The organism is Escherichia sp. E2562, from assembly GCF_005781075.1.
GTDB lineage: Bacteria > Pseudomonadota > Gammaproteobacteria > Enterobacterales > Enterobacteriaceae > Escherichia.
On record NZ_VATM01000003.1, the window covers coordinates 150,220 to 171,830 of the forward strand.

Consider the following 21,611-nt stretch of genomic DNA (forward strand, 5'->3'; position numbering starts at 1 on the left):
CTCCCGCCATTCAGAGAAGAAACCAATTGTCCATATTGCATCAGACATTGCCGTCACTGCGTCTTTTACTGGCTCTTCTCGCTAATCCAACCGGCAACCCCGCTTGTGAAAAGCATTTTGTAACAAAGGGGGGCAATAGCCATAACAAAAACGCGTAACAAAAGTGTCTATAATCACGGCAGAAAAGTCCACATTGATTATTTGCACGGCGTCACACTTTGCTATGCAATAGCATTTTTATCCATAAGATTAGCGGATCCTGCCTGACGCTTTTTTTCGCAACTCTCTACTGTTTCTCCATACCCGTTTTTTTGGATGGAGTGAAACGATGGCGATTGCAATTGGCCTCGATTTTGGCAGTGATTCTGTGCGAGCTTTGGCGGTGGAATGCGCCACCGGTGAAGAGATCGCCACCAGCGTAGAGTGGTATCCCCGTTGGCAGGAAGGGCAATTTTGTGACGCCCCGAATAACCAGTTCCGTCATCACCCGCGTGACTACATTGAGTCAATGGAAGCGGCGCTGAAAACCGTGCTGGCAGAACTTAGCGCCGAACAGCGCGCAGCGGTGGTCGGGATTGGCGTGGACACCACCGGCTCCACGCCTGCACCAATCGACGCCGACGGCAACGTGCTTGCGCTGCGCCCGGAGTTTGCCGAAAACCCGAACGCGATGTTCGTTTTGTGGAAAGACCACACGGCGGTTGAAGAAGCGGAAGAGATCACCCGCTTGTGTCATACACCGGGCAAAACTGACTACTCTCGCTATATTGGCGGTATTTATTCCAGCGAATGGTTCTGGGCAAAAATCCTGCATGTGACTCGCCAGGATAGCGCCGTGGCGCAATCTGCCGCATCGTGGATTGAACTGTGCGACTGGGTACCCGCCCTACTCTCCGGCACCACACGCCCGCAGGATATTCGCCGCGGACGCTGTAGCGCCGGGCATAAATCTCTGTGGCACGAAAGCTGGGGCGGTTTACCTCCAGCCAGTTTCTTTGACGAACTGGACCCGATCCTCAATCGCCATTTGCCTTCCCCGCTGTTCACTGACACCTGGACTGCCGATATTCCGGTGGGCACCTTATGCCCGGAATGGGCGCAGCGTCTCGGTCTGCCTGAAAGCGTGGTGATTTCCGGCGGCGCGTTTGACTGCCATATGGGCGCAGTCGGCGCAGGCGCACAGCCTAACGCACTGGTAAAAGTTATCGGTACTTCCACCTGCGACATTCTGATTGCCGACAAACAGAGCGTTGGCGAGCGGGCAGTTAAAGGCATTTGCGGTCAGGTTGATGGCAGCGTGGTTCCTGGATTTATCGGTCTTGAAGCTGGTCAGTCGGCATTTGGTGATATCTACGCCTGGTTTGGTCGCGTACTCGGCTGGCCGCTGGAACAGCTTGCCGCCCAGCATCCGGAACTGAAAGAGCAAATCAACGCCAGCCAGAAACAACTGCTTCCGGCGTTGACCGAAGCATGGGCTCAAAACCCGTCTCTGGATCACCTGCCTGTGGTACTCGACTGGTTTAATGGTCGTCGCACGCCAAACGCTAACCAACGCCTGAAAGGGGTGATTACCGACCTGAACCTCGCTACCGACGCTCCGCTACTGTTCGGCGGTTTAATTGCCGCTACCGCTTTTGGCGCGCGCGCAATTCAGGAGTGCTTCACTAACCAGGGGATCGCCGTAAACAACGTGATGGCGCTGGGCGGCATCGCGCGGAAAAACCAGGTGATTATGCAAGCCTGCTGCGACGTGCTGAATCGCCCGCTGCAAATTGTTGCCTCTGATCAGTGTTGCGCGCTCGGTGCGGCGATTTTTGCTGCCGTCGCCGCAAAAGTGCATGCCGACATCCCATCAGCCCAGCAAAAAATGGCCAGTGCGGTAGAGAAAACCCTGCAACCACGTACCGAACAGGCACAACGCTTTGAACAGCTTTATCGCCGCTATCAGCAATGGGCGATAAGCGCCGAACAACATTATCTTCCAACTTCCGCCCCGGCACAGGCTGCCCAGGCCGTTCCGACTCTATAAGGACACGACAATGACGATTTTTGATAATTATGAAGTGTGGTTTGTAATTGGCAGCCAGCATTTGTATGGCCCGGAAACCCTGCGTCAGGTCACCCAACATGCCGAGCACGTCGTTAATGCGCTGAATACGGAAGCGAAACTGCCCTGCAAACTGGTGCTGAAACCGCTGGGTACCACGCCGGACGAAATCACCGCAATTTGCCGCGATGCCAATTACGACGATCGTTGCGCGGGTCTGGTGGTATGGCTGCACACCTTCTCCCCGGCCAAAATGTGGATCAACGGCCTGACCATGCTCAACAAACCGTTGCTGCAATTCCACACCCAGTTTAACGCGGCGCTACCGTGGGACAGCATCGACATGGACTTTATGAACCTGAACCAGACTGCACATGGCGGTCGCGAGTTCGGTTTCATCGGCGCGCGTATGCGTCAGCAACATGCCGTCGTTACCGGTCACTGGCAGGATAAACAAGCACATGAGCGTATCGGCTCCTGGATGCGTCAGGCGGTATCTAAACAGGATACCCGTCATCTGAAAGTCTGCCGTTTTGGCGATAACATGCGTGAAGTGGCGGTCACTGACGGCGATAAAGTTGCCGCACAGATCAAGTTCGGTTTCTCCGTCAATACCTGGGCAGTTGGCGATCTGGTGCAGGTGGTGAACTCCATCAGCGACGGCGATGTTAACGCGCTGGTCGATGAGTACGAAAGCAGCTACACCATGACACCTGCCACACAAATCCACGGCGAAAAACGACAGAACGTGCTGGAAGCGGCGCGTATTGAGCTGGGGATGAAGCGTTTCCTGGAACAAGGTGGCTTCCACGCGTTCACCACCACCTTTGAAGATTTGCACGGTCTGAAACAGCTTCCTGGCCTGGCCGTACAGCGTCTGATGCAGCAAGGCTACGGCTTTGCGGGCGAAGGCGACTGGAAAACTGCCGCCCTGCTTCGCATCATGAAGGTGATGTCAACCGGTCTGCAGGGCGGCACCTCCTTTATGGAGGACTACACCTATCACTTCGAGAAAGGTAATGACCTGGTGCTCGGCTCCCACATGCTGGAAGTCTGCCCGTCGATCGCCGTAGAAGAGAAACCGATCCTCGACGTTCAGCACCTCGGTATTGGTGGTAAAGATGATCCTGCCCGCCTGATCTTCAATACCCAAACCGGTCCGGCGATTGTCGCCAGCCTGATTGATCTCGGCGATCGTTATCGTCTGCTGGTTAACTGCATCGACACGGTGAAAACACCGCACTCCCTGCCGAAACTGCCGGTGGCGAATGCACTGTGGAAAGCGCAACCGGATCTGCCAACCGCTTCCGAAGCGTGGATCCTTGCTGGTGGTGCGCACCACACCGTCTTCAGCCATGCGCTGAACCTTAACGATATGCGCCAGTTCGCCGAGATGCACGACATTGAAATCACGGTGATTGATAACGACACCCGCCTGCCAGCGTTTAAAGACGCGCTGCGCTGGAACGAAGTGTATTACGGATTTCGTCGCTAAGTAGCCGCATCAGGTATGTAACGCCTGATGCGACGCTGGCGCGTCTTATCAGGCCTACGCGCTGCGATTTTGTAGGCCGGATAAGCAAAGCGCATCCGGCACGAAGGAGTCAACATGTTAGAAGATCTCAAACGTCAGGTTTTAGAAGCCAACCTGGCGCTCCCAAAACACAACCTGGTCACTCTGACCTGGGGCAACGTCAGCGCCGTTGATCGCGAGCGCGGCGTCTTTGTGATCAAACCTTCCGGCGTCGATTACAACATCATGACCGCCGACGATATGGTCGTGGTCAGCATCGAAACCGGTGAAGTGGTTGAAGGTACGAAAAAGCCCTCCTCTGACACGCCAACTCACCGACTGCTCTATCAGGCATTCCCGTCCATTGGCGGCATTGTGCACACGCACTCGCGCCACGCCACCATCTGGGCGCAGGCGGGCCAGTCAATTCCGGCAACCGGTACCACCCACGCCGACTATTTCTACGGTCCCATTCCCTGCACCCGCAAAATGACCGACGCAGAAATCAACGGCGAATATGAGTGGGAAACCGGTAACGTCATCGTAGAAACCTTCGAAAAACAGGGTATCGATGCAGCGCAAATGCCCGGCGTTCTGGTCCATTCTCACGGTCCGTTTGCGTGGGGTAAAAACGCCGAAGATGCGGTGCATAACGCTATCGTGCTGGAAGAGGTCGCTTATATGGGGATTTTCTGCCGCCAGCTGGCCCCGCAGCTCCCTGATATGCAGCAAACCTTGCTGGATAAACACTATCTGCGTAAGCATGGTGCAAAGGCGTATTACGGGCAGTAACGACTGTATAAAACCACAGCCAGTCAAACGAAACCAGGCTATACTCAAGCCTGGTTTTTTATTGGATTTTCAGCGTGGCGCAGGCAGGTTTTATCTTAACCCGACACTGGCGGGATACCCCTCAAGGGACCGAAGTTTCTTTCTGGCTGGCAACGGACAACGGGCCGTTGCACGTTACGCTTGCGCCGCAAGAGTCCGTGGCGTTTATTCCCGCCGATCAGGTTCCCCGCGCTCAGCATATTTTGCAGGGTGAGCAAGGCTTTCGCCTGACACCGCTGGCGTTAAAGGATTTTCACCGTCAGCCGGTGTATGGCCTTTACTGTCGCGCCCATCGCCAGTTGATGAGTTACGAAAAGCGCCTGCGTGAAGGTGGCGTTACCGTCTACGAGGCCGATGTGCGCCCGCCAGAACGCTATCTGATGGAGCGCTTCATCACCGCTCCGGTGTGGGTCGAGGGAGATATGCGCAATGGCGCTATCGTTAATGCCCGTCTGAAACCGAATCCCGACTATCGTCCGCCACTCAAGTGGGTTTCTATTGATATTGAAACTACCCGCCACGGTGAGCTGTACTGCATCGGCCTGGAAGGTTGCGGGCAGCGCATCGTTTATATGCTGGGGCCAGAGAATGGCGATGCCTCCGCGCTCGATTTCGAACTGGAATACGTCGCCAGCCGCCCGCAGCTGCTGGAAAAACTTAACGCCTGGTTTGCAAATCACGATCCCGATGTGATCATCGGCTGGAACGTGGTGCAGTTCGATCTGCGAATGCTGCAAAAACATGCCGAGCGTTACCGTATTCCGCTGCGTCTGGGGCGCGATAACAGCGAGCTGGAGTGGCGCGAGCACGGCTTTAAAGACGGCGTCTTTTTCGCCCAGGCCAAAGGTCGGCTAATTATCGACGGTATCGAGGCGCTGAAATCCGCGTTCTGGAATTTCTCTTCATTCTCGCTGGAAACTGTCGCTCAGGAGCTATTAGGCGAAGGAAAATCTATCGATAACCCGTGGGATCGAATGGCCGAAATTGACCGTCGTTTCGCCGAAGATAAACCCGCGCTGGCGACTTATAACCTGAAAGATTGCGAACTGGTGACGCAGATTTTCCATAAAACAGAAATCATGCCGTTTTTGCTCGAACGAGCAACGGTGAACGGCCTGCCGGTAGATCGGCACGGGGGATCGGTGGCGGCGTTTGGTCATCTCTATTTTCCCCGTATGCACCGCGCGGGTTATGTCGCGCCTAATCTCGGCGAAGTGCCGCCGCACGCCAGCCCTGGTGGCTACGTGATGGATTCGCGGCCAGGGCTTTATGATTCGGTGCTGGTACTGGACTACAAAAGCCTGTACCCGTCGATCATCCGCACCTTTCTGATTGATCCCGTCGGGCTGGTAGAAGGCATGGCGCAGCCTGATCCAGAGCACAGCACCGAAGGTTTTCTCGATGCCTGGTTCTCGCGGGAAAAACATTGCCTGCCGGAGATTGTGACTAACATCTGGCACGGGCGCGATGAAGCCAAACGTCAGGGCAACAAGCCGCTGTCGCAGGCGCTGAAGATCATTATGAATGCCTTTTATGGCGTGCTTGGCACCACTGCCTGCCGCTTCTTCGATCCGCGCCTGGCGTCGTCGATCACCATGCGTGGTCATCAGATCATGCGGCAAACCAAAGCATTGATTGAAGCGCAGGGCTACGACGTGATCTACGGCGATACCGACTCAACGTTTGTTTGGCTGAAAGGCGCACATTCGGAAGAAGAGGCGGCGAAAATCGGTCGTGCACTGGTGCAGCACGTTAACGCCTGGTGGGCGGAAACGCTGCAAAAACAACGGCTGACCAGTGCGCTGGAACTGGAGTATGAAACCCATTACTGCCGTTTTCTGATGCCGACCATTCGTGGAGCCGATACCGGCAGTAAAAAGCGTTATGCCGGGCTGATTCAGGAGGGCGACAAACAGCGGATGGTATTTAAAGGGCTGGAAACCGTGCGTACCGACTGGACGCCGCTGGCCCAGCAGTTTCAGCAGGAGCTGTACTTGCGCATCTTTCGCAACGAGCCATATCAGGAGTACGTGCGTGAAACTATCGACAAACTGATGGCGGGCGAACTGGATGCGCAACTGGTTTACCGTAAACGGCTTCGCCGTCCGCTGAGCGAATATCAGCGTAATGTACCGCCACATGTACGCGCTGCACGCCTTGCCGATGAAGAAAACCAAAAACGCGGTCGCCCCTTGCAATACCAGAACCGTGGCACCATTAAGTACGTATGGACCACCAACGGCCCGGAGCCGCTGGACTATCGACGTTCGCCGCTGGATTACGAACACTATCTGACCCGCCAGCTTCAACCTGTGGCGGAAGGAATACTCCCCTTTATTGAGGATAATTTTGCTACACTTATGACCGGGCAACTTGGGCTATTTTGAGCAAAAAAAGAGTTCGTCAGATACCATTTTGATGCGTGACGAATGCCTTGCCATCCAGTACCATAGCGCCCTTTCCATTCCTGGACCTGAATAACACCACTACCACATTAGCCTGGTAGCGGGTAGTTATTGCCTGCAATTAAAGATATAGAGCCAAACACATATGCCTTTTACACTTGGTCAACGCTGGATCAGCGATACAGAAAGCGAATTAGGACTTGGAACCGTTGTCGCGGTGGATGCGCGAACTGTCACATTACTTTTCCCATCTACTGGTGAAAACCGTCTGTACGCACGCAGTGATTCCCCCGTGACCCGCGTGATGTTCAACCCTGGTGATACCATTACCAGCCATGACGGCTGGCAGATGCAAGTCGAAGAAGTAAAAGAAGAAAATGGCTTGCTGACCTATATCGGTACTCGCCTGGATACTGAAGAGTCCGGCGTGGCCCTGCGTGAAGTTTTCCTTGATAGCAAACTGGTGTTCAGCAAACCGCAGGACCGTCTGTTTGCCGGGCAGATTGACCGTATGGACCGCTTTGCGCTGCGTTATCGCGCGCGTAAGTATTCCAGCGAACAGTTCCGTATGCCGTACAGCGGCCTGCGCGGTCAGCGTACCAGTCTGATCCCGCACCAGCTCAACATCGCTCATGATGTTGGTCGCCGCCATGCGCCGCGCGTTCTGCTGGCTGACGAAGTGGGTTTAGGGAAAACCATTGAAGCCGGGATGATCCTGCATCAGCAGTTGCTCTCTGGCGCTGCTGAACGTGTGCTGATTATCGTACCGGAAACTTTACAGCATCAGTGGCTGGTGGAAATGCTGCGCCGTTTCAACCTGCGCTTTGCGCTATTTGATGATGAGCGTTATGCCGAAGCTCAGCACGATGCTTACAACCCGTTCGACACCGAACAGCTGGTGATTTGCTCGCTGGATTTTGCCCGTCGTAGCAAACAGCGTCTGGAACACCTCTGTGAAGCCGAATGGGACCTGCTGGTGGTCGATGAAGCGCATCACCTGGTGTGGAGCGAAGACGCGCCGAGCCGCGAATATCAGGCTATTGAACAACTGGCAGAGCACGTGCCGGGCGTTCTGCTGCTGACCGCAACCCCGGAACAGCTGGGAATGGAAAGCCACTTCGCCCGTCTGCGTCTGCTGGACCCGAACCGTTTCCACGATTTCGCGCAGTTCGTTGAAGAGCAGAAAAATTATCGTCCGGTTGCGGACGCTGTTGCCATGCTGCTGGCAGGTAACAAACTGAGCAATGACGAACTGAACATGCTCGGCGAGATGATCGGCGAACAGGATATCGAGCCGCTGTTGCAAGCAGCAAACAGCGACAGCGAAGATGCCCAGAGCGCCCGTCAGGAACTGGTTTCGATGCTGATGGATCGCCACGGCACCAGCCGCGTGCTGTTCCGTAACACGCGTAACGGTGTGAAAGGCTTCCCGAAACGCGAGCTGCACACTATTAAGCTGCCGCTGCCGACGCAGTATCAGACGGCTATTAAAGTCTCCGGCATTATGGGCGCACGTAAAAGTGCAGAAGATCGCGCTCGCGATATGCTCTACCCGGAGCGTATTTATCAGGAATTTGAAGGTGATAACGCCACCTGGTGGAACTTCGATCCGCGCGTTGAGTGGCTGATGGGCTACCTGACCAGCCATCGCTCTCAGAAAGTGCTGGTGATCTGCGCCAAAGCGGCCACTGCGCTGCAACTGGAGCAGGTACTGCGCGAACGTGAAGGTATTCGCGCCGCGGTGTTCCACGAAGGCATGTCGATTATCGAACGTGACCGCGCTGCCGCCTGGTTTGCTGAAGAAGACACCGGTGCGCAGGTACTGCTGTGCTCGGAAATCGGTTCTGAAGGACGTAACTTCCAGTTCGCCAGCCACATGGTAATGTTCGATCTGCCGTTCAACCCGGATCTGCTGGAGCAGCGTATTGGTCGTCTGGATCGTATCGGCCAGGCGCACGATATTCAGATCCATGTGCCTTATCTGGAAAAAACCGCTCAGTCGGTACTGGTGCGCTGGTATCACGAAGGTCTGGATGCATTCGAGCACACCTGCCCGACCGGACGCACTATTTACGATAGCGTATACAACGATCTGATTAACTATCTGGCTTCACCGGATCAAACCGAAGGCTTTGACGATTTGATCAAAAACTGCCGCGAGCAGCATGAAGCGCTGAAAGCACAGCTGGAACAGGGTCGTGACCGCCTGCTCGAGATCCATTCCAACGGTGGCGAAAAAGCCCAGGCACTGGCAGAAAGCATTGAAGAGCAGGATGACGATACCAACCTGATCGCCTTCGCCATGAACCTGTTCGATATCATCGGTATCAATCAGGACGATCGCGGCGACAACATGATCGTGCTGACACCGTCCGATCATATGCTGGTGCCGGACTTCCCTGGCCTGTCGGAAGATGGCATCACCATCACCTTTGATCGTGAAGTGGCGCTGGCGCGTGAAGATGCGCAGTTTATTACCTGGGAGCATCCGCTGATCCGCAACGGTCTGGATCTGATCCTCTCTGGCGATACTGGTAGCAGCACGATTTCACTGTTGAAAAACAAAGCATTGCCGGTAGGTACACTGTTGGTAGAGCTGATTTACGTGGTTGAAGCCCAGGCGCCGAAGCAGTTGCAGCTTAACCGCTTCCTGCCGCCGACACCGGTACGTATGCTGCTGGATAAAAACGGCAACAACCTGGCAGCACAGGTTGAGTTTGAAACCTTTAACCGTCAGCTTAACGCGGTTAACCGTCACACCGGCAGCAAACTGGTTAACGCCGTGCAGCAGGATGTTCACGCTATCCTTCAGCTGGGTGAAGCGCAGATCGAGAAATCTGCCCGTGCATTGATTGATGCGGCGCGTAACGAAGCCGACGAAAAACTGTCTGCCGAGCTGTCTCGTCTGGAAGCGCTGCGTGCAGTGAACCCGAACATTCGTGACGACGAACTGACCGCCATTGAAAGCAACCGTCAGCAGGTAATGGAAAGCCTGGATCAGGCAGGCTGGCGTCTGGATGCCCTGCGTTTGATCGTTGTGACGCATCAGTAACGGAGCCGAAAATGGGGATGGAAAACTACAATCCACCGCAGGAACCCTGGCTGGTTATCCTGTATCAGGATGACCACATTATGGTGGTCAACAAGCCGAGCGGTTTGTTGTCTGTACCGGGTCGTCTGGAAGAGCACAAAGACAGCGTGATGACGCGCATTCAGCGTGATTATCCGCAGGCAGAATCGGTGCATCGTCTGGATATGGCTACCAGCGGGGTGATTGTAGTGGCGCTGACCAAAGCCGCGGAGCGGGAATTAAAACGCCAGTTCCGCGAGCGCGAGCCGAAAAAGCAGTATGTGGCCCGCGTCTGGGGGCATCCATCCCCCGCAGAAGGTCTGGTGGATCTGCCGCTGATTTGCGACTGGCCAAACCGCCCGAAACAGAAAGTCTGTTACGAAACGGGTAAACCTGCGCAGACGGAGTATGAAGTGGTGGAGTATGCGGCGGATAACACGGCAAGAGTGGTGTTAAAGCCGATTACCGGGCGTTCACATCAATTGCGTGTGCATATGCTGGCGCTGGGTCATCCGATTCTCGGCGATCGTTTTTATGCTTCACCAGAAGCGAGAGCAATGGCACCGCGTTTGTTGCTACATGCAGAGATGTTGACGATTACCCATCCGGCATATGGCAATAGTATGACGTTTAAAGCGCCAGCGGATTTTTAATCGTCACGCTGGCGAAGTTCGGTAGGCCGGAGAAGGCGCTCACGCCACATCCGGCAATTTTGCGCCGATTGCCTGATGCGACGCGGGCCGCGTCTTATCAGGCCTACACTTTGAAACTTATTTAAATCCTTTCTGCTGCTTAATCAGCTCATACGCCTGCTGAATTTCCTGTGCTTTCTGCTTCGCCATCTCCATCATCTCAGGCGGCAAACCTTTCGCCACCAGCTTATCCGGATGGTGTTCACTCATCAGCTTACGGTAGGCGCGTTTAATGGTGGTCGCCTCATCCGTTGGCTTCACGCCCAGCACATTACAGGCATCTTCCAGCGTCGGGCCACGCTGCGCTTGCTGCCAGTTACCACCGCCGGACTGCTGCTGATAACCGCCGCCAAACTGTGCACCGCCCTGCATCATGCGCAGAAACTGATCAAACTGGGCGCGGGAGATCCCTAATTCTTCAGCAATGACATACAGCACCGCTCGCTCATTTGGATGCAGCGAACCATCAGCAAACGCCGCCTGAATCTGGATCTCCAGAAACATGCGAATTAAGTCAAAACGACCAAAGCAGACACTGCGGAACTGACGCATCTTTTCGCGCAGTGGGTAATTGTCTGATTTTCCCACCCGGAACGCATTTTGCGCCGCAGTACGGGAAGCACCATGCAGATTCATTCGCTCCATCAGCTGGCTGGCGATATGAATATCAGCCTCGGTAACGCGACCTTTGGATTTGGTTAAATGCCCCATCACTTCAAAAGTGGTGGCAAAAAACAGCGCCTGACGCTCGCGCTGGTTGGCGAACCACGCCATCTTGCGGCTACGGGCTTTATCAAACATATGGCCAATTAACAGGCCTAACACTACGCCCCAAAAGCCGCCGCCCATCAGTAAGGCCACGGCCACGCCAATGATTTTTCCCCAATACTGCATATATTCCCCAAATGGACTTACGGAAACCAGCGCTATCTCCCACAATATAAAGGTGCTTTTACCGTTTTCCGGCTGCGGTCAATTGTGGGACATCGCCTATAATTTGCATTATCATACCTGTCATTCAATGCCGTGCCTAACACCACAGACGCTATTCGGACAGGATTAACACTAGCGTAGAGATGACGAGTACGTTAGTCTCTGACCGTTTGTCACGCGCAACGTTACCGATGATGGAACAATAAAATCAACGTATGAAAAAACGTATCCCCACTCTCCTGGCCACCATGATTGCCACCGCCCTTTATAGTCAACAGGGACTGGCAGCCGACCTCGCCTCACAGTGCATGTTGGGCGTGCCAAGCTATGACCGTCCTCTGGTACAGGGCGATACCAATGACCTACCCGTGACGATTAATGCTGACCATGCAAAGGGGAACTACCCCGATGACGCCGTGTTTAGCGGCAGCGTGGATATCATGCAGGGTAACAGCCGTCTGCAGGCCGATGAAGTACAGCTTCATCAAAAAGAGGCGCCAGGACAACCGGAGCCGATACGTACCGTCGATGCGCTCGGTAATGTCCATTACGACGATAACCAGGTGATCCTCAAAGGGCCAAAAGGCTGGACGAATCTGAACACCAAAGACACCAACGTCTGGGAAGGTGATTATCAGATGGTGGGGCGTCAGGGGCGCGGTAAAGCAGACCTGATGAAACAGCGTGGCGAAAACCGCTACACCATCCTGGATAACGGTACTTTTACCTCCTGTCTGCCGGGTTCTGATACCTGGAGCGTGGTGGGTAGCGAAATTATTCATGACCGCGAAGAACAAGTCGCGGAGATCTGGAACGCCCGTTTTAAAGTGGGTCCGGTTCCGATCTTTTACAGCCCCTATTTACAGTTGCCGGTGGGTGACAAACGCCGTTCTGGTTTCTTGATCCCGAACGCCAAGTACACCACCACCAACTACTTTGAGTTCTACCTGCCGTATTACTGGAACATCGCGCCAAATATGGATGCCACCATCACGCCGCATTATATGCATCGTCGTGGCAACATTATGTGGGAAAACGAATTCCGTTATCTCACCCAGGCCGGCGCAGGCTTGATGGAACTGGACTATCTGCCTTCGGATAAAGTCTATGAAGATGAACATCCAGAAGATAGCAATTCACGCCGTTGGTTGTTCTACTGGCAACACTCCGGAGTGATGGACCAAGTTTGGCGCTTTAACATCGACTACACCAAAGTCAGCGACCCGACCTATTTCAATGATTTTGATAATAAATATGGTTCCAGTACCGATGGTTACGCCACGCAAAAATTCAGCGTGGGCTATGCGGTGCAGAACTTTGACGCCACGCTTTCGACGAAACAATTCCAGGTTTTTGATGATACCAGTGGCAACAGCTATGCCGCTGAACCACAGTTAGACGTCAACTACTACCATAACGATCTCGGCCCGTTTGATACCCGTATTTATGGTCAGGCAGTGCATTTTGTTAATACAAACAGCAATATGCCGGAGGCTACTCGCGTTCATCTGGAGCCGACGATCAACCTGCCGTTATCTAACACCTGGGGCAGTATCAATACCGAAGCGAAGCTGCTGGCTACCCATTATCAGCAGACCAATCTCGACTGGTATAACAGCAACCCACAAAACAATAAGTTGGCAGATTCTGTTAACCGCGTAATGCCGCAATTTAAAGTTGACGGCAAAATGGTCTTCGAACGTGATATGGAAATGCTGGCGCCGGGTTACACCCAGACGCTGGAGCCGCGCGCACAATACCTGTATGTGCCGTATCGCGATCAGAGCGACATCTATAACTATGACTCCTCATTGCTGCAATCCGACTACTCGGGCCTGTTCCGGGACCGGACTTATGGCGGTCTTGACCGTATTGCTTCCGCGAACCAGGTCACGACCGGTATCACAACTCGCGTATATGATGATGCAGCCGTTGAACGTTTTAATATTTCCGTTGGTCAAATCTACTATTTCACGGAGTCTCGCACCGGCGATGACAACATAACATGGGAGAATGACGACAAAACGGGCTCACTGGTATGGGCAGGCGATACCTACTGGCGCATCTCCGAACGCTGGGGATTGCGTGGCGGCATTCAGTACGATACTCGTCTGGATAACGTAGCCACCAGCAACACCAGCATTGAATACCGTCGGGATGAAGACCGTCTGGTACAGCTGAACTACCGCTACGCCAGCCCGGAATATATTCAGGCTACGCTGCCTAAATACTATTCCACTGCCGAGCAGTATAAGAATGGCATTTCGCAGGTGGGTGCAGTCGCTAGCTGGCCAATCGCCGATCGTTGGTCGATTGTCGGGGCGTACTACTACGACACCAACGCGAACAAGCAAGCCGACTCAATGTTAGGTGTGCAATACAGCTCCTGCTGCTATGCGATCCGCGTCGGTTATGAGCGTAAGCTGAACGGTTGGGATAACGATAAACAACATGCGATATATGACAACGCAATCGGCTTTAACATCGAACTTCGCGGCCTGAGTTCCAACTACGGTCTGGGTACGCAAGAGATGCTGCGTTCGAACATTCTGCCGTATCAAAACTCTTTGTGATTTGTTGATTTACCACGTAATCCGCAGTGCGGTTAATTGAAATGGAAAAAGTATGAAGAACTGGAAAACGCTGCTTCTCGGTATCGCCATGATTGCGAATACCAGTTTCGCTGCCCCCCAGGTAGTCGATAAAGTCGCAGCCGTCGTCAATAACGGCGTCGTGCTGGAAAGCGACGTTGATGGATTAATGCAGTCGGTAAAAATGAACGCTGCCCAGGCAAGGCAGCAACTTCCTGATGACGCTACGCTGCGCCACCAAATCATGGAACGTTTGATCATGGATCAAATCCTCCTGCAGATGGGGCAGAAAATGGGGGTTAAAATCTCCGATGAGCAGCTTGATCAGGCGATTGCCAACATTGCCAAACAGAACAACATGACGCTGGATCAGATGCGCAGCCGTCTGGCTTACGATGGTTTGAACTACAACACCTATCGTAATCAGATCCGCAAAGAGATGATTATCTCGGAAGTGCGCAACAACGAAGTGCGTCGTCGCATCACTATCCTGCCACAGGAAGTTGAAGCTCTGGCGCAGCAAGTCGGTAATCAAAATGATGCCAGCACTGAACTGAACTTAAGCCACATCCTGATCCCACTGCCGGAAAACCCGTCTTCTGAACAAGTGAATGAGGCGGAAACTCAGGCGCGTGCCATTGTCGATCAGGCACGTAACGGTGCAGACTTCGGCAAACTGGCTATCGCTCACTCTGCCGATCAGCAAGCGCTGAACGGCGGCCAAATGGGCTGGGGTCGCATTCAGGAGCTGCCGGGGATCTTCGCCCAGGCATTAAGCACCGCGAAGAAAGGCGACATTGTTGGCCCTATTCGTTCCGGCGTTGGCTTCCACATTCTGAAAGTTAACGACCTGCGCGGCGAAAGCAAAAATATCTCGGTGACCGAAGTTCATGCTCGCCATATTCTGCTGAAACCGTCGCCTATCATGACTGACGAACAGGCCCGCGTGAAACTGGAACAAATTGCTGCGGATATCAAGAGCGGTAAAACCACATTTGCTGCCGCAGCAAAAGAGTTCTCTCAGGATCCTGGCTCTGCAAATCAGGGCGGCGATCTCGGTTGGGCTACGCCAGATATTTTCGATCCAGCCTTCCGTGATGCGTTGACCCGCATGAATAAAGGTCAAATGAGTGCACCGGTTCACTCTTCATTCGGCTGGCATTTAATCGAACTGCTGGACACCCGTAACGTCGATAAAACCGATGCGGCGCAAAAAGATCGTGCATACCGCATGCTGATGAACCGTAAGTTCTCGGAAGAAGCAGCAAGCTGGATGCAGGAACAACGCGCCAGCGCTTATGTGAAAATTTTGAGCAACTAATGGTTAAACCCCAACGTGTTGTGATCACTCCCGGCGAACCCGCCGGGATTGGCCCGGACTTAGTTGTCCAGCTTGCACAACGAGAGTGGCCGGTAGAACTGGTTGTTTGTGCCGATGCCACTCTCCTTACCGACCGGGCAGCGATGCTCGGTTTGCCGCTTAACCTCCGCCCTTATTCCCCCAACTCCCCTGCGCAACCGCAAACTGCGGGAACGCTGACGCTACTTCCCATTGCACTACGTGTACCTGCCACAGCGGGACAATTAGCAGTTGAGAATGGGCATTATGTGGTGGAGACGCTGGCACGCGCGTGCGACGGTTGCCTTAACGGCGAATTTGCCGCGCTGATCACAGGTCCGGTGCATAAAGGCGTTATCAACGACGCAGGCATTCCGTTTAGCGGTCATACCGAGTTTTTCGAAGAGCGTTCGCAGGCGAAAAAAGTGGTGATGATGCTGGCAACCGAAGAACTTCGCGTGGCGCTGGCAACAACGCATTTACCGCTGCGCGATATTGCTGACGCCATCACCCCTGCGCTTCTGCACGAAGTGATTGCTATTTTGCATCACGATTTGCGAACCAAATTTGGTATTGCCGAACCGCGCATTCTGGTCTGTGGCCTGAATCCGCACGCGGGCGAAGGCGGTCATATGGGCACGGAAGAGATAGACACCATCATTCCCGTTCTCGACGAACTGCGGGCACAGGGGATGAAACTCAACGGGCCGTTGCCTGCCGATACCCTGTTTCAGCCGAAATATCTCGACAACGCCGACGCCGTGCTGGCGATGTACCACGATCAGGGTCTTCCCGTGCTAAAATACCAGGGCTTCGGGCGCGGTGTGAACATTACGCTGGGCCTGCCCTTTATTCGCACATCAGTGGACCACGGCACCGCGCTTGAACTGGCGGGACGTGGCAAAGCCGATGTCGGCAGTTTTATTACGGCGCTTAATCTCGCCATCAAAATGATTGTTAATACCCAATGAATAATCGAGTCCACCAGGGCCATTTAGCCCGTAAACGCTTCGGGCAAAACTTTCTCAACGATCAGTTCGTGATCGACAGTATTGTTTCTGCCATTAACCCGCAAAAGGGCCAGGCAATGGTCGAAATCGGCCCCGGTCTGGCAGCTTTAACCGAACCGGTTGGCGAACGACTGGACCAGCTGACAGTCATCGAACTTGACCGTGATCTGGCAGCGCGCCTGCAAACGCATCCGTTCTTAGGCCCGAAACTGACGATTTATCAGCAGGATGCGATGACCTTCAACTTCGGTGAACTGGCAGAGAAAATGGGCCAGCCGCTGCGTGTTTTCGGCAACCTGCCGTATAACATTTCCACGCCGTTAATGTTCCATCTGTTTAGCTATACTGATGCCATTGCCGACATGCACTTTATGTTGCAAAAAGAGGTGGTGAATCGTCTGGTTGCAGGACCGAACAGCAAGGCGTATGGTCGATTAAGCGTCATGGCGCAATACTATTGCAACGTGATCCCGGTGCTGGAAGTGCCGCCATCAGCCTTTACACCACCACCCAAAGTGGATTCCGCCGTCGTACGTCTGGTTCCGCACACGACGATGCCTTATCCGGTTAAAGATATTCGCGTGCTGAGTCGTATCACCACTGAAGCCTTTAACCAGCGTCGTAAAACCATTCGTAATAGCCTCGGCAACTTGTTTAGCGCCGATGTGTTAACGGGAATGGGGATCGACCCAGCGATGCGAGCGGAAAATATCTCTGTCGCGCAATATTGCCAGATGGCGAACTATCTGGCGGAGAATGCGCCTTTGCAGGAGAGTTAACGATGATCAATTCGCCCCGAGTGTGTATTCAGGTTCAAAGCGTCTATATTGAGGCACAATCTTCACCTGATAATGAACGTTACGTTTTTTCTTATACCGTAACCATACGCAACCTGGGGCGAGCGCCAGTGCAGTTGTTGGGGCGTTACTGGCTGATCACTAACGGCAATGGCCGTGAAACAGAAGTCCAGGGCGAAGGTGTGGTGGGCGTCCAACCGCATATCGCGCCTGGCGAAGAGTACCAGTATACCAGCGGCGCGATTATCGAAACGCCGCTGGGCACCATGCAGGGTCACTACGAAATGATTGATGAGAACGGCGTTCCCTTTATCATCGACATTCCCGTATTCCGACTCGCCGTTCCAATATTCATTCATTAAAAAATTATGGCGACATACCTTATTGGCGATGTTCATGGCTGTTACGATGAACTGATCGCATTGCTGCATAAAGTGGAATTTACCCCTGGGAAAGATACTCTCTGGCTGACGGGCGATCTGGTTGCGCGCGGTCCTGGTTCGCTTGATGTTCTGCGCTATGTGAAATCCTTAGGCGACAGCGTACGTCTGGTGCTGGGCAATCACGATCTGCATCTGCTGGCCGTGTTTTCAGGCATAAGCCGCAACAAACCAAAAGATCGTCTCACGCCGCTACTGGAAGCGCCTGATGCCGATGAACTGCTTAACTGGCTACGTCGTCAGCCTTTGTTGCAAATCGATGAAGAGAAAAAGCTGGTGATGGCCCACGCGGGGATCACGCCGCAGTGGGACTTACCGACCGCGAAAGAGTGCGCACGTGACGTAGAAGCGGTACTGTCAAGCGACTCTTACCCCTTCTTCCTCGATGCCATGTACGGCGATATGCCGAACAACTGGTCACCAGATTTGCGTGGTCTGGCGCGATTACGTTTTATCACCAACGCCTTTACCCGTATGCGCTTTTGCTTTCCAAACGGTCAACTGGATATGTACAGCAAAGAATCGCCGGAAGAAGCCCCTGCCCCGCTGAAACCGTGGTTTGCGATTCCTGGCCCTGTCGCTGAAGAGTACAGCATCGCCTTTGGTCACTGGGCATCGCTGGAAGGCAAAGGTACGCCGGAAGGTATTTACGCGCTGGATACCGGCTGCTGCTGGGGGGGTACATTAACCTGCCTGCGCTGGGAAGATAAACAGTATTTTGTCCAGCCGTCGAACCGGCATAAGGATTTGGGCGAAGCGGCGGCGTCTTAAACACAGCCTGATACAGGAAGGCCGGATAAGACGCGACCGACGTCGAATCCGGCACTAGCCGTAAATTCTATACAAAATTACCGCCGCTCCAGAATCTCAAAGCAATAGCTGTGAGAGTTCTGCGCATCAGCGTCGTGGAATTCGCTGAACACCGATTCCCAGTCATCCGGCTCATAATCCGGGAAATGGGTGTCGCCTTCCACTTCCGCGTCGATATGCGTCAAATACAGTTTTTGCGCTTTCGGCAGGAACTGCTCATAAACGCGACCGCCGCCAATCACCATAATTTCTGGTACGTCACCACACGCCGCAATGGCTTCATCCACCGACTTCACCCACGTTACGCGATCGTCCGTACCCGGCTGGCTGCTGATGACAATATTTTTGCGTCCAGGTAGCGGGCGACCGATGGATTCCCAGGTATGGCGGCCCATAATCACAGGTTTATTTAAGGTGTTGCGTTTAAACCAGGCGAGATCGGCAGGCAGATTCCACGGCATGGCGTTTTCCATGCCAATAACGCGATCTACCGCTAGCGCCGCAATCAAACTGATCATTGAAATTTCCCGATAAAAAAAATTGTCGTCACTATACGTAAAGCGTAAACCTTCGTCGACTGGCGAGAGGATGATGTTGAGGAAAATTTTTATTTTGCTGGCGAGTCCATAATCTGTTCGTGGACTCGCCGCAATACAATGAAATAAAAACAAATAGTTAGCTGTAAAGCGTGATTTACGTCACTCTTTATTAGGATAAGGGTTTCGTTTCCGGTTCATCCGCCATATTACCGGTATGTTTCCCCTCTTCAGTACCCTGCCAGCCATGCCGTTGGATGAGTGACAGATGTTCCCGGTCCTCGGTGATGATCTCGCTTAACATCGCGCTGGTGCGTTTATAGACCGCCGCGCGGGCTTTGGTATCGTTTTCGCCCATTGCCATCTCTTCCACCATTTCAATATTAAAGCGGCGGAACACATCGGCGCGTTCTCGCGCTTCATACGGCCCCAGACCTAAACTTTCCAGCGCCAGACGCCCGGTTTTCAGCGCACCTTCGAAGGTTTCACGCTCCGGCTTTTCAACGCCTGCCTGACGCAAACGAATGTAGTGGTCGACATCACGGGCGCGGGCAATAATCTGCAAATGCGGGAAATGTTCTTTCACCATCTCCGTCAGTTGCAGGTTGGTTTGCGGATCATCAATAGCGTTAATCAGCACTTCCGCTTTCGCCGCTCCGGCAGATTCCAGTAAATCCATCCGCGTGGCATCGCCATAAAACACTTTCATACCAAATTTACGCAGCGTTTCGATATGGTCCGGATCGTGATCGAGCACCACCATTTTCACCCCGCTGGAGAGCAGTAAACGTCCGGTGATCTGCCCGAAACGACCGAATCCGGCAATGATTACCCGCGGCTGTTCTTCGTCGATCTCATCGGCTTCACGCGCCTCTTCAGTAGAAGATTGCTCAAGGCGATTGAGGATCACCAGCAGAATCGGCGTTGCCGCCATCGACAGCGCCACCGCCAGGGTCAGCGATTTCGCCCACTCCGGCTCCAGCACATTCGCCATCTGCGCCGCGCCAAATACCACAAAGGCAAACTCACTGCCCTGCCCTAACAGCACCGCAAACCAGCGACGCTGTTTATTTGGCACCTGCAACGGTCGGGCAATCAGCCACAGCATGGCGATTTTGATGATAAGGAAACCAAGCAGCAAAATGACAATACGCAATGGGTTTTCAATCAGCGTGCCAAAGTCTATCGACATGCCAACACCGATAAAAAACAGCCCCAGCAGCAAACCTTTAAACGGTTCGATATCGCTTTCCAGCGCATGACGATATTCCGAGCTAGCCAGCAGTACGCCCGCCAGAAACGCGCCCATCGCCATCGACAAGCCGACCTCTTCCAGCAGCAAACCAAAGCCAAACACGAGGAATAACGCCACGGCGCTGAACACTTCCCGCAAGCCAGAGCGGGCAACAAAACGCAGCGCCGGACGCGTGACATAGCGCCCCAGCAGTACCACCAGCACCAGTGCGCCCGCCACTTTTAACGCCGACAGGGCAAATGCGCCCATCGTCGTCGAGGCACTGCTCGCCGCCAGTAGCGGGATCATCGCCACCAGCGGGATCGCCGCGATATCCTGGAACAGCAGCACCGCAAAGGCACTGCGGCCCATCTGCGTCATCATCAGATTGCGCTCATTCATCGCCTGCATGGCAATCGCCGTTGATGAGAGCGCCAGCGTCATGCCGATCAGTTCCGCTACCTGCCAGCGCAGTCCAAGTAACATGCAGAACAGCCCCAGCAGGCCGCCGCAAACCACCATCTGCAATGCGCCACCGCCGAACACCGCCGCACGCAGTTTCCACAGCCTTTGTGGATCGAGTTCGAGGCCGATAATAAACAGCATCAGCACCACGCCGATTTCAGCAAAGTGCAGAATAGATTCGGCATCGGTCACCAGTCGCAGCCCCCACGGGCCAATAATGCAGCCGGCGATCAGATAGCCAAGTACCGATCCCAGACCGAGGCGTACCGCAATGGGTACAATCAGCGCCGCCGATCCAAGATAGATCAGCGCCTGAATCAGCGTATGACTATCCATGATGTGCCTCCTGCCATTCCAGCAGACGTTGTTTATAGTGACGCGCCTGCCCTTCGAGGGTTTCGTCATCACAAATAAAGGTGCAGTGCATGGCAAACGGTGGCAGCCAGTTCAGCCCGCAGTAGATTGCCGTCGCCTGTAGCGGCTGCGACAGCACATCAAAGCCCGGATGCGCACCAATCTCAAAATGGCTTTCCCCGCCGCCGGTCGTCACCGCCCACAGCAAATGTTTGCCATGCAGCGCCGTGCCGCCATGACCGTAAGCCCAGCCGTGGGAGAAGACTTTATCGATCCAAAGTTTAAGGAGCGGTGGAATGCTGTACCACTGCATCGGGTGCTGCCAGACGATCAGATCGGCGCGAGACAGCGCCTCCTGCTCGGCGGCGATATCGATATTAAAGTCAGGATAGAGTTGATAAAGAGAGCGAATTTCGACGCCTTCCAGCGTCCTTGCCTGTTCAAGCATCCGTTTATTCGCATGGGAATGATGCGGATACGGATGCGCATAAATTATGAGGATCATAGTTATTAGCCCGCGTGTTTACGCCTTTGTTTTCCCACA

General features: G+C 53.9%; 16 protein-coding genes. 12 read left to right on the forward strand and 4 right to left on the reverse strand.

Translation table 11 applies throughout. From position 1 onward, the window contains the following. Positions 1-328 precede the first annotated feature (328 nt). From araB to rluA, 6 genes are all read left to right on the forward strand, one after another. A complete protein-coding gene (gene araB, locus FEK43_RS04630) occupies positions 329-2,029 on the forward strand; it encodes a ribulokinase (RefSeq protein ID WP_131161258.1) in 1,701 nt (566 codons plus the stop codon). A gap of 10 nt (positions 2,030-2,039) precedes the next feature. Continuing rightward, positions 2,040-3,542: an L-arabinose isomerase gene (gene araA, locus FEK43_RS04635; RefSeq protein ID WP_000151750.1), complete on the forward strand. Its 1,503-nt coding sequence runs from the start codon at positions 2,040-2,042 to the stop codon at positions 3,540-3,542. Between the two features lie 114 nt (positions 3,543-3,656). Further along, entirely contained in the window at positions 3,657-4,352 is a 696-nt protein-coding gene (gene araD / locus FEK43_RS04640) for an L-ribulose-5-phosphate 4-epimerase (RefSeq protein ID WP_130204885.1), read from the forward strand. 74 nt (positions 4,353-4,426) lie between these two features. Next, on the forward strand, positions 4,427-6,778 hold the full coding sequence (gene polB, locus FEK43_RS04645; RefSeq protein ID WP_135406046.1) for a DNA polymerase II: 2,352 nt from the start codon (positions 4,427-4,429) through the stop codon (positions 6,776-6,778). Positions 6,779-6,941: 163 nt separating this feature from the next. Then, positions 6,942-9,848, forward strand: a complete 2,907-nt coding sequence (gene rapA, locus FEK43_RS04650; protein WP_001117011.1) for an RNA polymerase-associated protein RapA — start codon at positions 6,942-6,944, stop codon at positions 9,846-9,848. An 11-nt stretch (positions 9,849-9,859) separates the two neighbouring features. Then, positions 9,860-10,519, forward strand: a complete 660-nt coding sequence (rluA, locus tag FEK43_RS04655) for a bifunctional tRNA pseudouridine(32) synthase/23S rRNA pseudouridine(746) synthase RluA (protein ID WP_000525176.1) — start codon at positions 9,860-9,862, stop codon at positions 10,517-10,519. 117 nt (positions 10,520-10,636) lie between these two features. On the opposite strand, the gene djlA is transcribed toward rluA, so the two are convergent. Continuing rightward, the gene (gene djlA / locus FEK43_RS04660; RefSeq protein WP_130204881.1) at positions 10,637-11,452 is read right to left on the reverse strand and encodes a co-chaperone DjlA; all 816 of its coding nucleotides are present in this window, start codon (positions 11,450-11,452) and stop codon (positions 10,637-10,639) included. Positions 11,453-11,706: 254 nt separating this feature from the next. On the opposite strand from djlA, the gene lptD reads away from it, so the two are divergent. The 6 genes from lptD to apaH are packed head-to-tail and all read left to right on the forward strand — an operon-like array spanning position 11,707 to position 18,439. After that, complete coding sequence (gene lptD, locus FEK43_RS04665) at positions 11,707-14,064, forward strand: LPS assembly protein LptD (RefSeq protein ID WP_130204879.1); 2,358 nt, start codon at positions 11,707-11,709, stop codon at positions 14,062-14,064. Positions 14,065-14,116: 52 nt separating this feature from the next. Beyond that, positions 14,117-15,403 carry a peptidylprolyl isomerase SurA gene (gene surA, locus FEK43_RS04670; RefSeq protein WP_105289210.1) on the forward strand — a complete coding sequence of 429 codons (1,287 nt, stop codon included), beginning with the start codon at positions 14,117-14,119 and terminating at the stop codon, positions 15,401-15,403. Further along, positions 15,403-16,392: a 4-hydroxythreonine-4-phosphate dehydrogenase PdxA gene (pdxA, locus tag FEK43_RS04675; RefSeq protein WP_135406045.1), complete on the forward strand. Its 990-nt coding sequence runs from the start codon at positions 15,403-15,405 to the stop codon at positions 16,390-16,392. Before surA ends, pdxA begins: the two co-directional genes overlap by 1 nt. Next, positions 16,389-17,210: a 16S rRNA (adenine(1518)-N(6)/adenine(1519)-N(6))-dimethyltransferase RsmA gene (gene rsmA, locus FEK43_RS04680; protein WP_130204875.1), complete on the forward strand. Its 822-nt coding sequence runs from the start codon at positions 16,389-16,391 to the stop codon at positions 17,208-17,210. Before pdxA ends, rsmA begins: the two co-directional genes overlap by 4 nt. Positions 17,211-17,212: 2 nt before the next feature. Next, the gene (gene apaG / locus FEK43_RS04685; RefSeq protein WP_130204873.1) at positions 17,213-17,590 is read left to right on the forward strand and encodes a Co2+/Mg2+ efflux protein ApaG; all 378 of its coding nucleotides are present in this window, start codon (positions 17,213-17,215) and stop codon (positions 17,588-17,590) included. A gap of 6 nt (positions 17,591-17,596) precedes the next feature. Further along, positions 17,597-18,439 (forward strand): bis(5'-nucleosyl)-tetraphosphatase (symmetrical) ApaH, encoded by an 843-nt coding sequence (gene apaH / locus FEK43_RS04690; RefSeq protein ID WP_130204871.1) that lies wholly within the window; start codon positions 17,597-17,599, stop codon positions 18,437-18,439. Between the two features lie 77 nt (positions 18,440-18,516). Here apaH and folA read toward each other — a convergent pair whose 3' ends face one another. From folA to kefF, 3 genes are all read right to left on the reverse strand, one after another. Further along, positions 18,517-18,996 carry a type 3 dihydrofolate reductase gene (folA, locus tag FEK43_RS04695; protein ID WP_130204869.1) on the reverse strand — a complete coding sequence of 160 codons (480 nt, stop codon included), beginning with the start codon at positions 18,994-18,996 and terminating at the stop codon, positions 18,517-18,519. A 190-nt stretch (positions 18,997-19,186) separates the two neighbouring features. After that, on the reverse strand, positions 19,187-21,049 hold the full coding sequence (gene kefC, locus FEK43_RS04700) for a glutathione-regulated potassium-efflux system protein KefC (protein ID WP_135406044.1): 1,863 nt from the start codon (positions 21,047-21,049) through the stop codon (positions 19,187-19,189). Then, positions 21,042-21,572, reverse strand: coding sequence for a glutathione-regulated potassium-efflux system oxidoreductase KefF (kefF, locus tag FEK43_RS04705; protein WP_000600725.1), 531 nt, complete (start codon positions 21,570-21,572; stop codon positions 21,042-21,044). Before kefF ends, kefC begins: the two co-directional genes overlap by 8 nt. Positions 21,573-21,611 lie beyond the last annotated feature (39 nt).

Excerpts from the sequence above, each read along its gene's own strand:
- pdxA (WP_135406045.1), top strand. The coding sequence starts at position 15,403 with ATGGTTAAACCCCAACGTGTTGTGATCACTCCCGGCGAACCCGCCGGG.
- apaG (WP_130204873.1), top strand. The coding sequence starts at position 17,213 with ATGATCAATTCGCCCCGAGTGTGTATTCAGGTTCAAAGCGTCTATATT.
- kefC (WP_135406044.1), bottom strand. The coding sequence starts at position 21,049 with ATGGATAGTCATACGCTGATTCAGGCGCTGATCTATCTTGGATCGGCG.
- apaH (WP_130204871.1), top strand. The coding sequence starts at position 17,597 with ATGGCGACATACCTTATTGGCGATGTTCATGGCTGTTACGATGAACTG.
- folA (WP_130204869.1), bottom strand. The coding sequence starts at position 18,996 with ATGATCAGTTTGATTGCGGCGCTAGCGGTAGATCGCGTTATTGGCATG.
- rluA (WP_000525176.1), top strand. The coding sequence starts at position 9,860 with ATGGGGATGGAAAACTACAATCCACCGCAGGAACCCTGGCTGGTTATC.
- surA (WP_105289210.1), top strand. The coding sequence starts at position 14,117 with ATGAAGAACTGGAAAACGCTGCTTCTCGGTATCGCCATGATTGCGAAT.
- rsmA (WP_130204875.1), top strand. The coding sequence starts at position 16,389 with ATGAATAATCGAGTCCACCAGGGCCATTTAGCCCGTAAACGCTTCGGG.
- araD (WP_130204885.1), top strand. The coding sequence starts at position 3,657 with ATGTTAGAAGATCTCAAACGTCAGGTTTTAGAAGCCAACCTGGCGCTC.
- kefF (WP_000600725.1), bottom strand. The coding sequence starts at position 21,572 with ATGATCCTCATAATTTATGCGCATCCGTATCCGCATCATTCCCATGCG.
- araB (WP_131161258.1), top strand. The coding sequence starts at position 329 with ATGGCGATTGCAATTGGCCTCGATTTTGGCAGTGATTCTGTGCGAGCT.
- djlA (WP_130204881.1), bottom strand. The coding sequence starts at position 11,452 with ATGCAGTATTGGGGAAAAATCATTGGCGTGGCCGTGGCCTTACTGATG.
- rapA (WP_001117011.1), top strand. The coding sequence starts at position 6,942 with ATGCCTTTTACACTTGGTCAACGCTGGATCAGCGATACAGAAAGCGAA.
- araA (WP_000151750.1), top strand. The coding sequence starts at position 2,040 with ATGACGATTTTTGATAATTATGAAGTGTGGTTTGTAATTGGCAGCCAG.
- lptD (WP_130204879.1), top strand. The coding sequence starts at position 11,707 with ATGAAAAAACGTATCCCCACTCTCCTGGCCACCATGATTGCCACCGCC.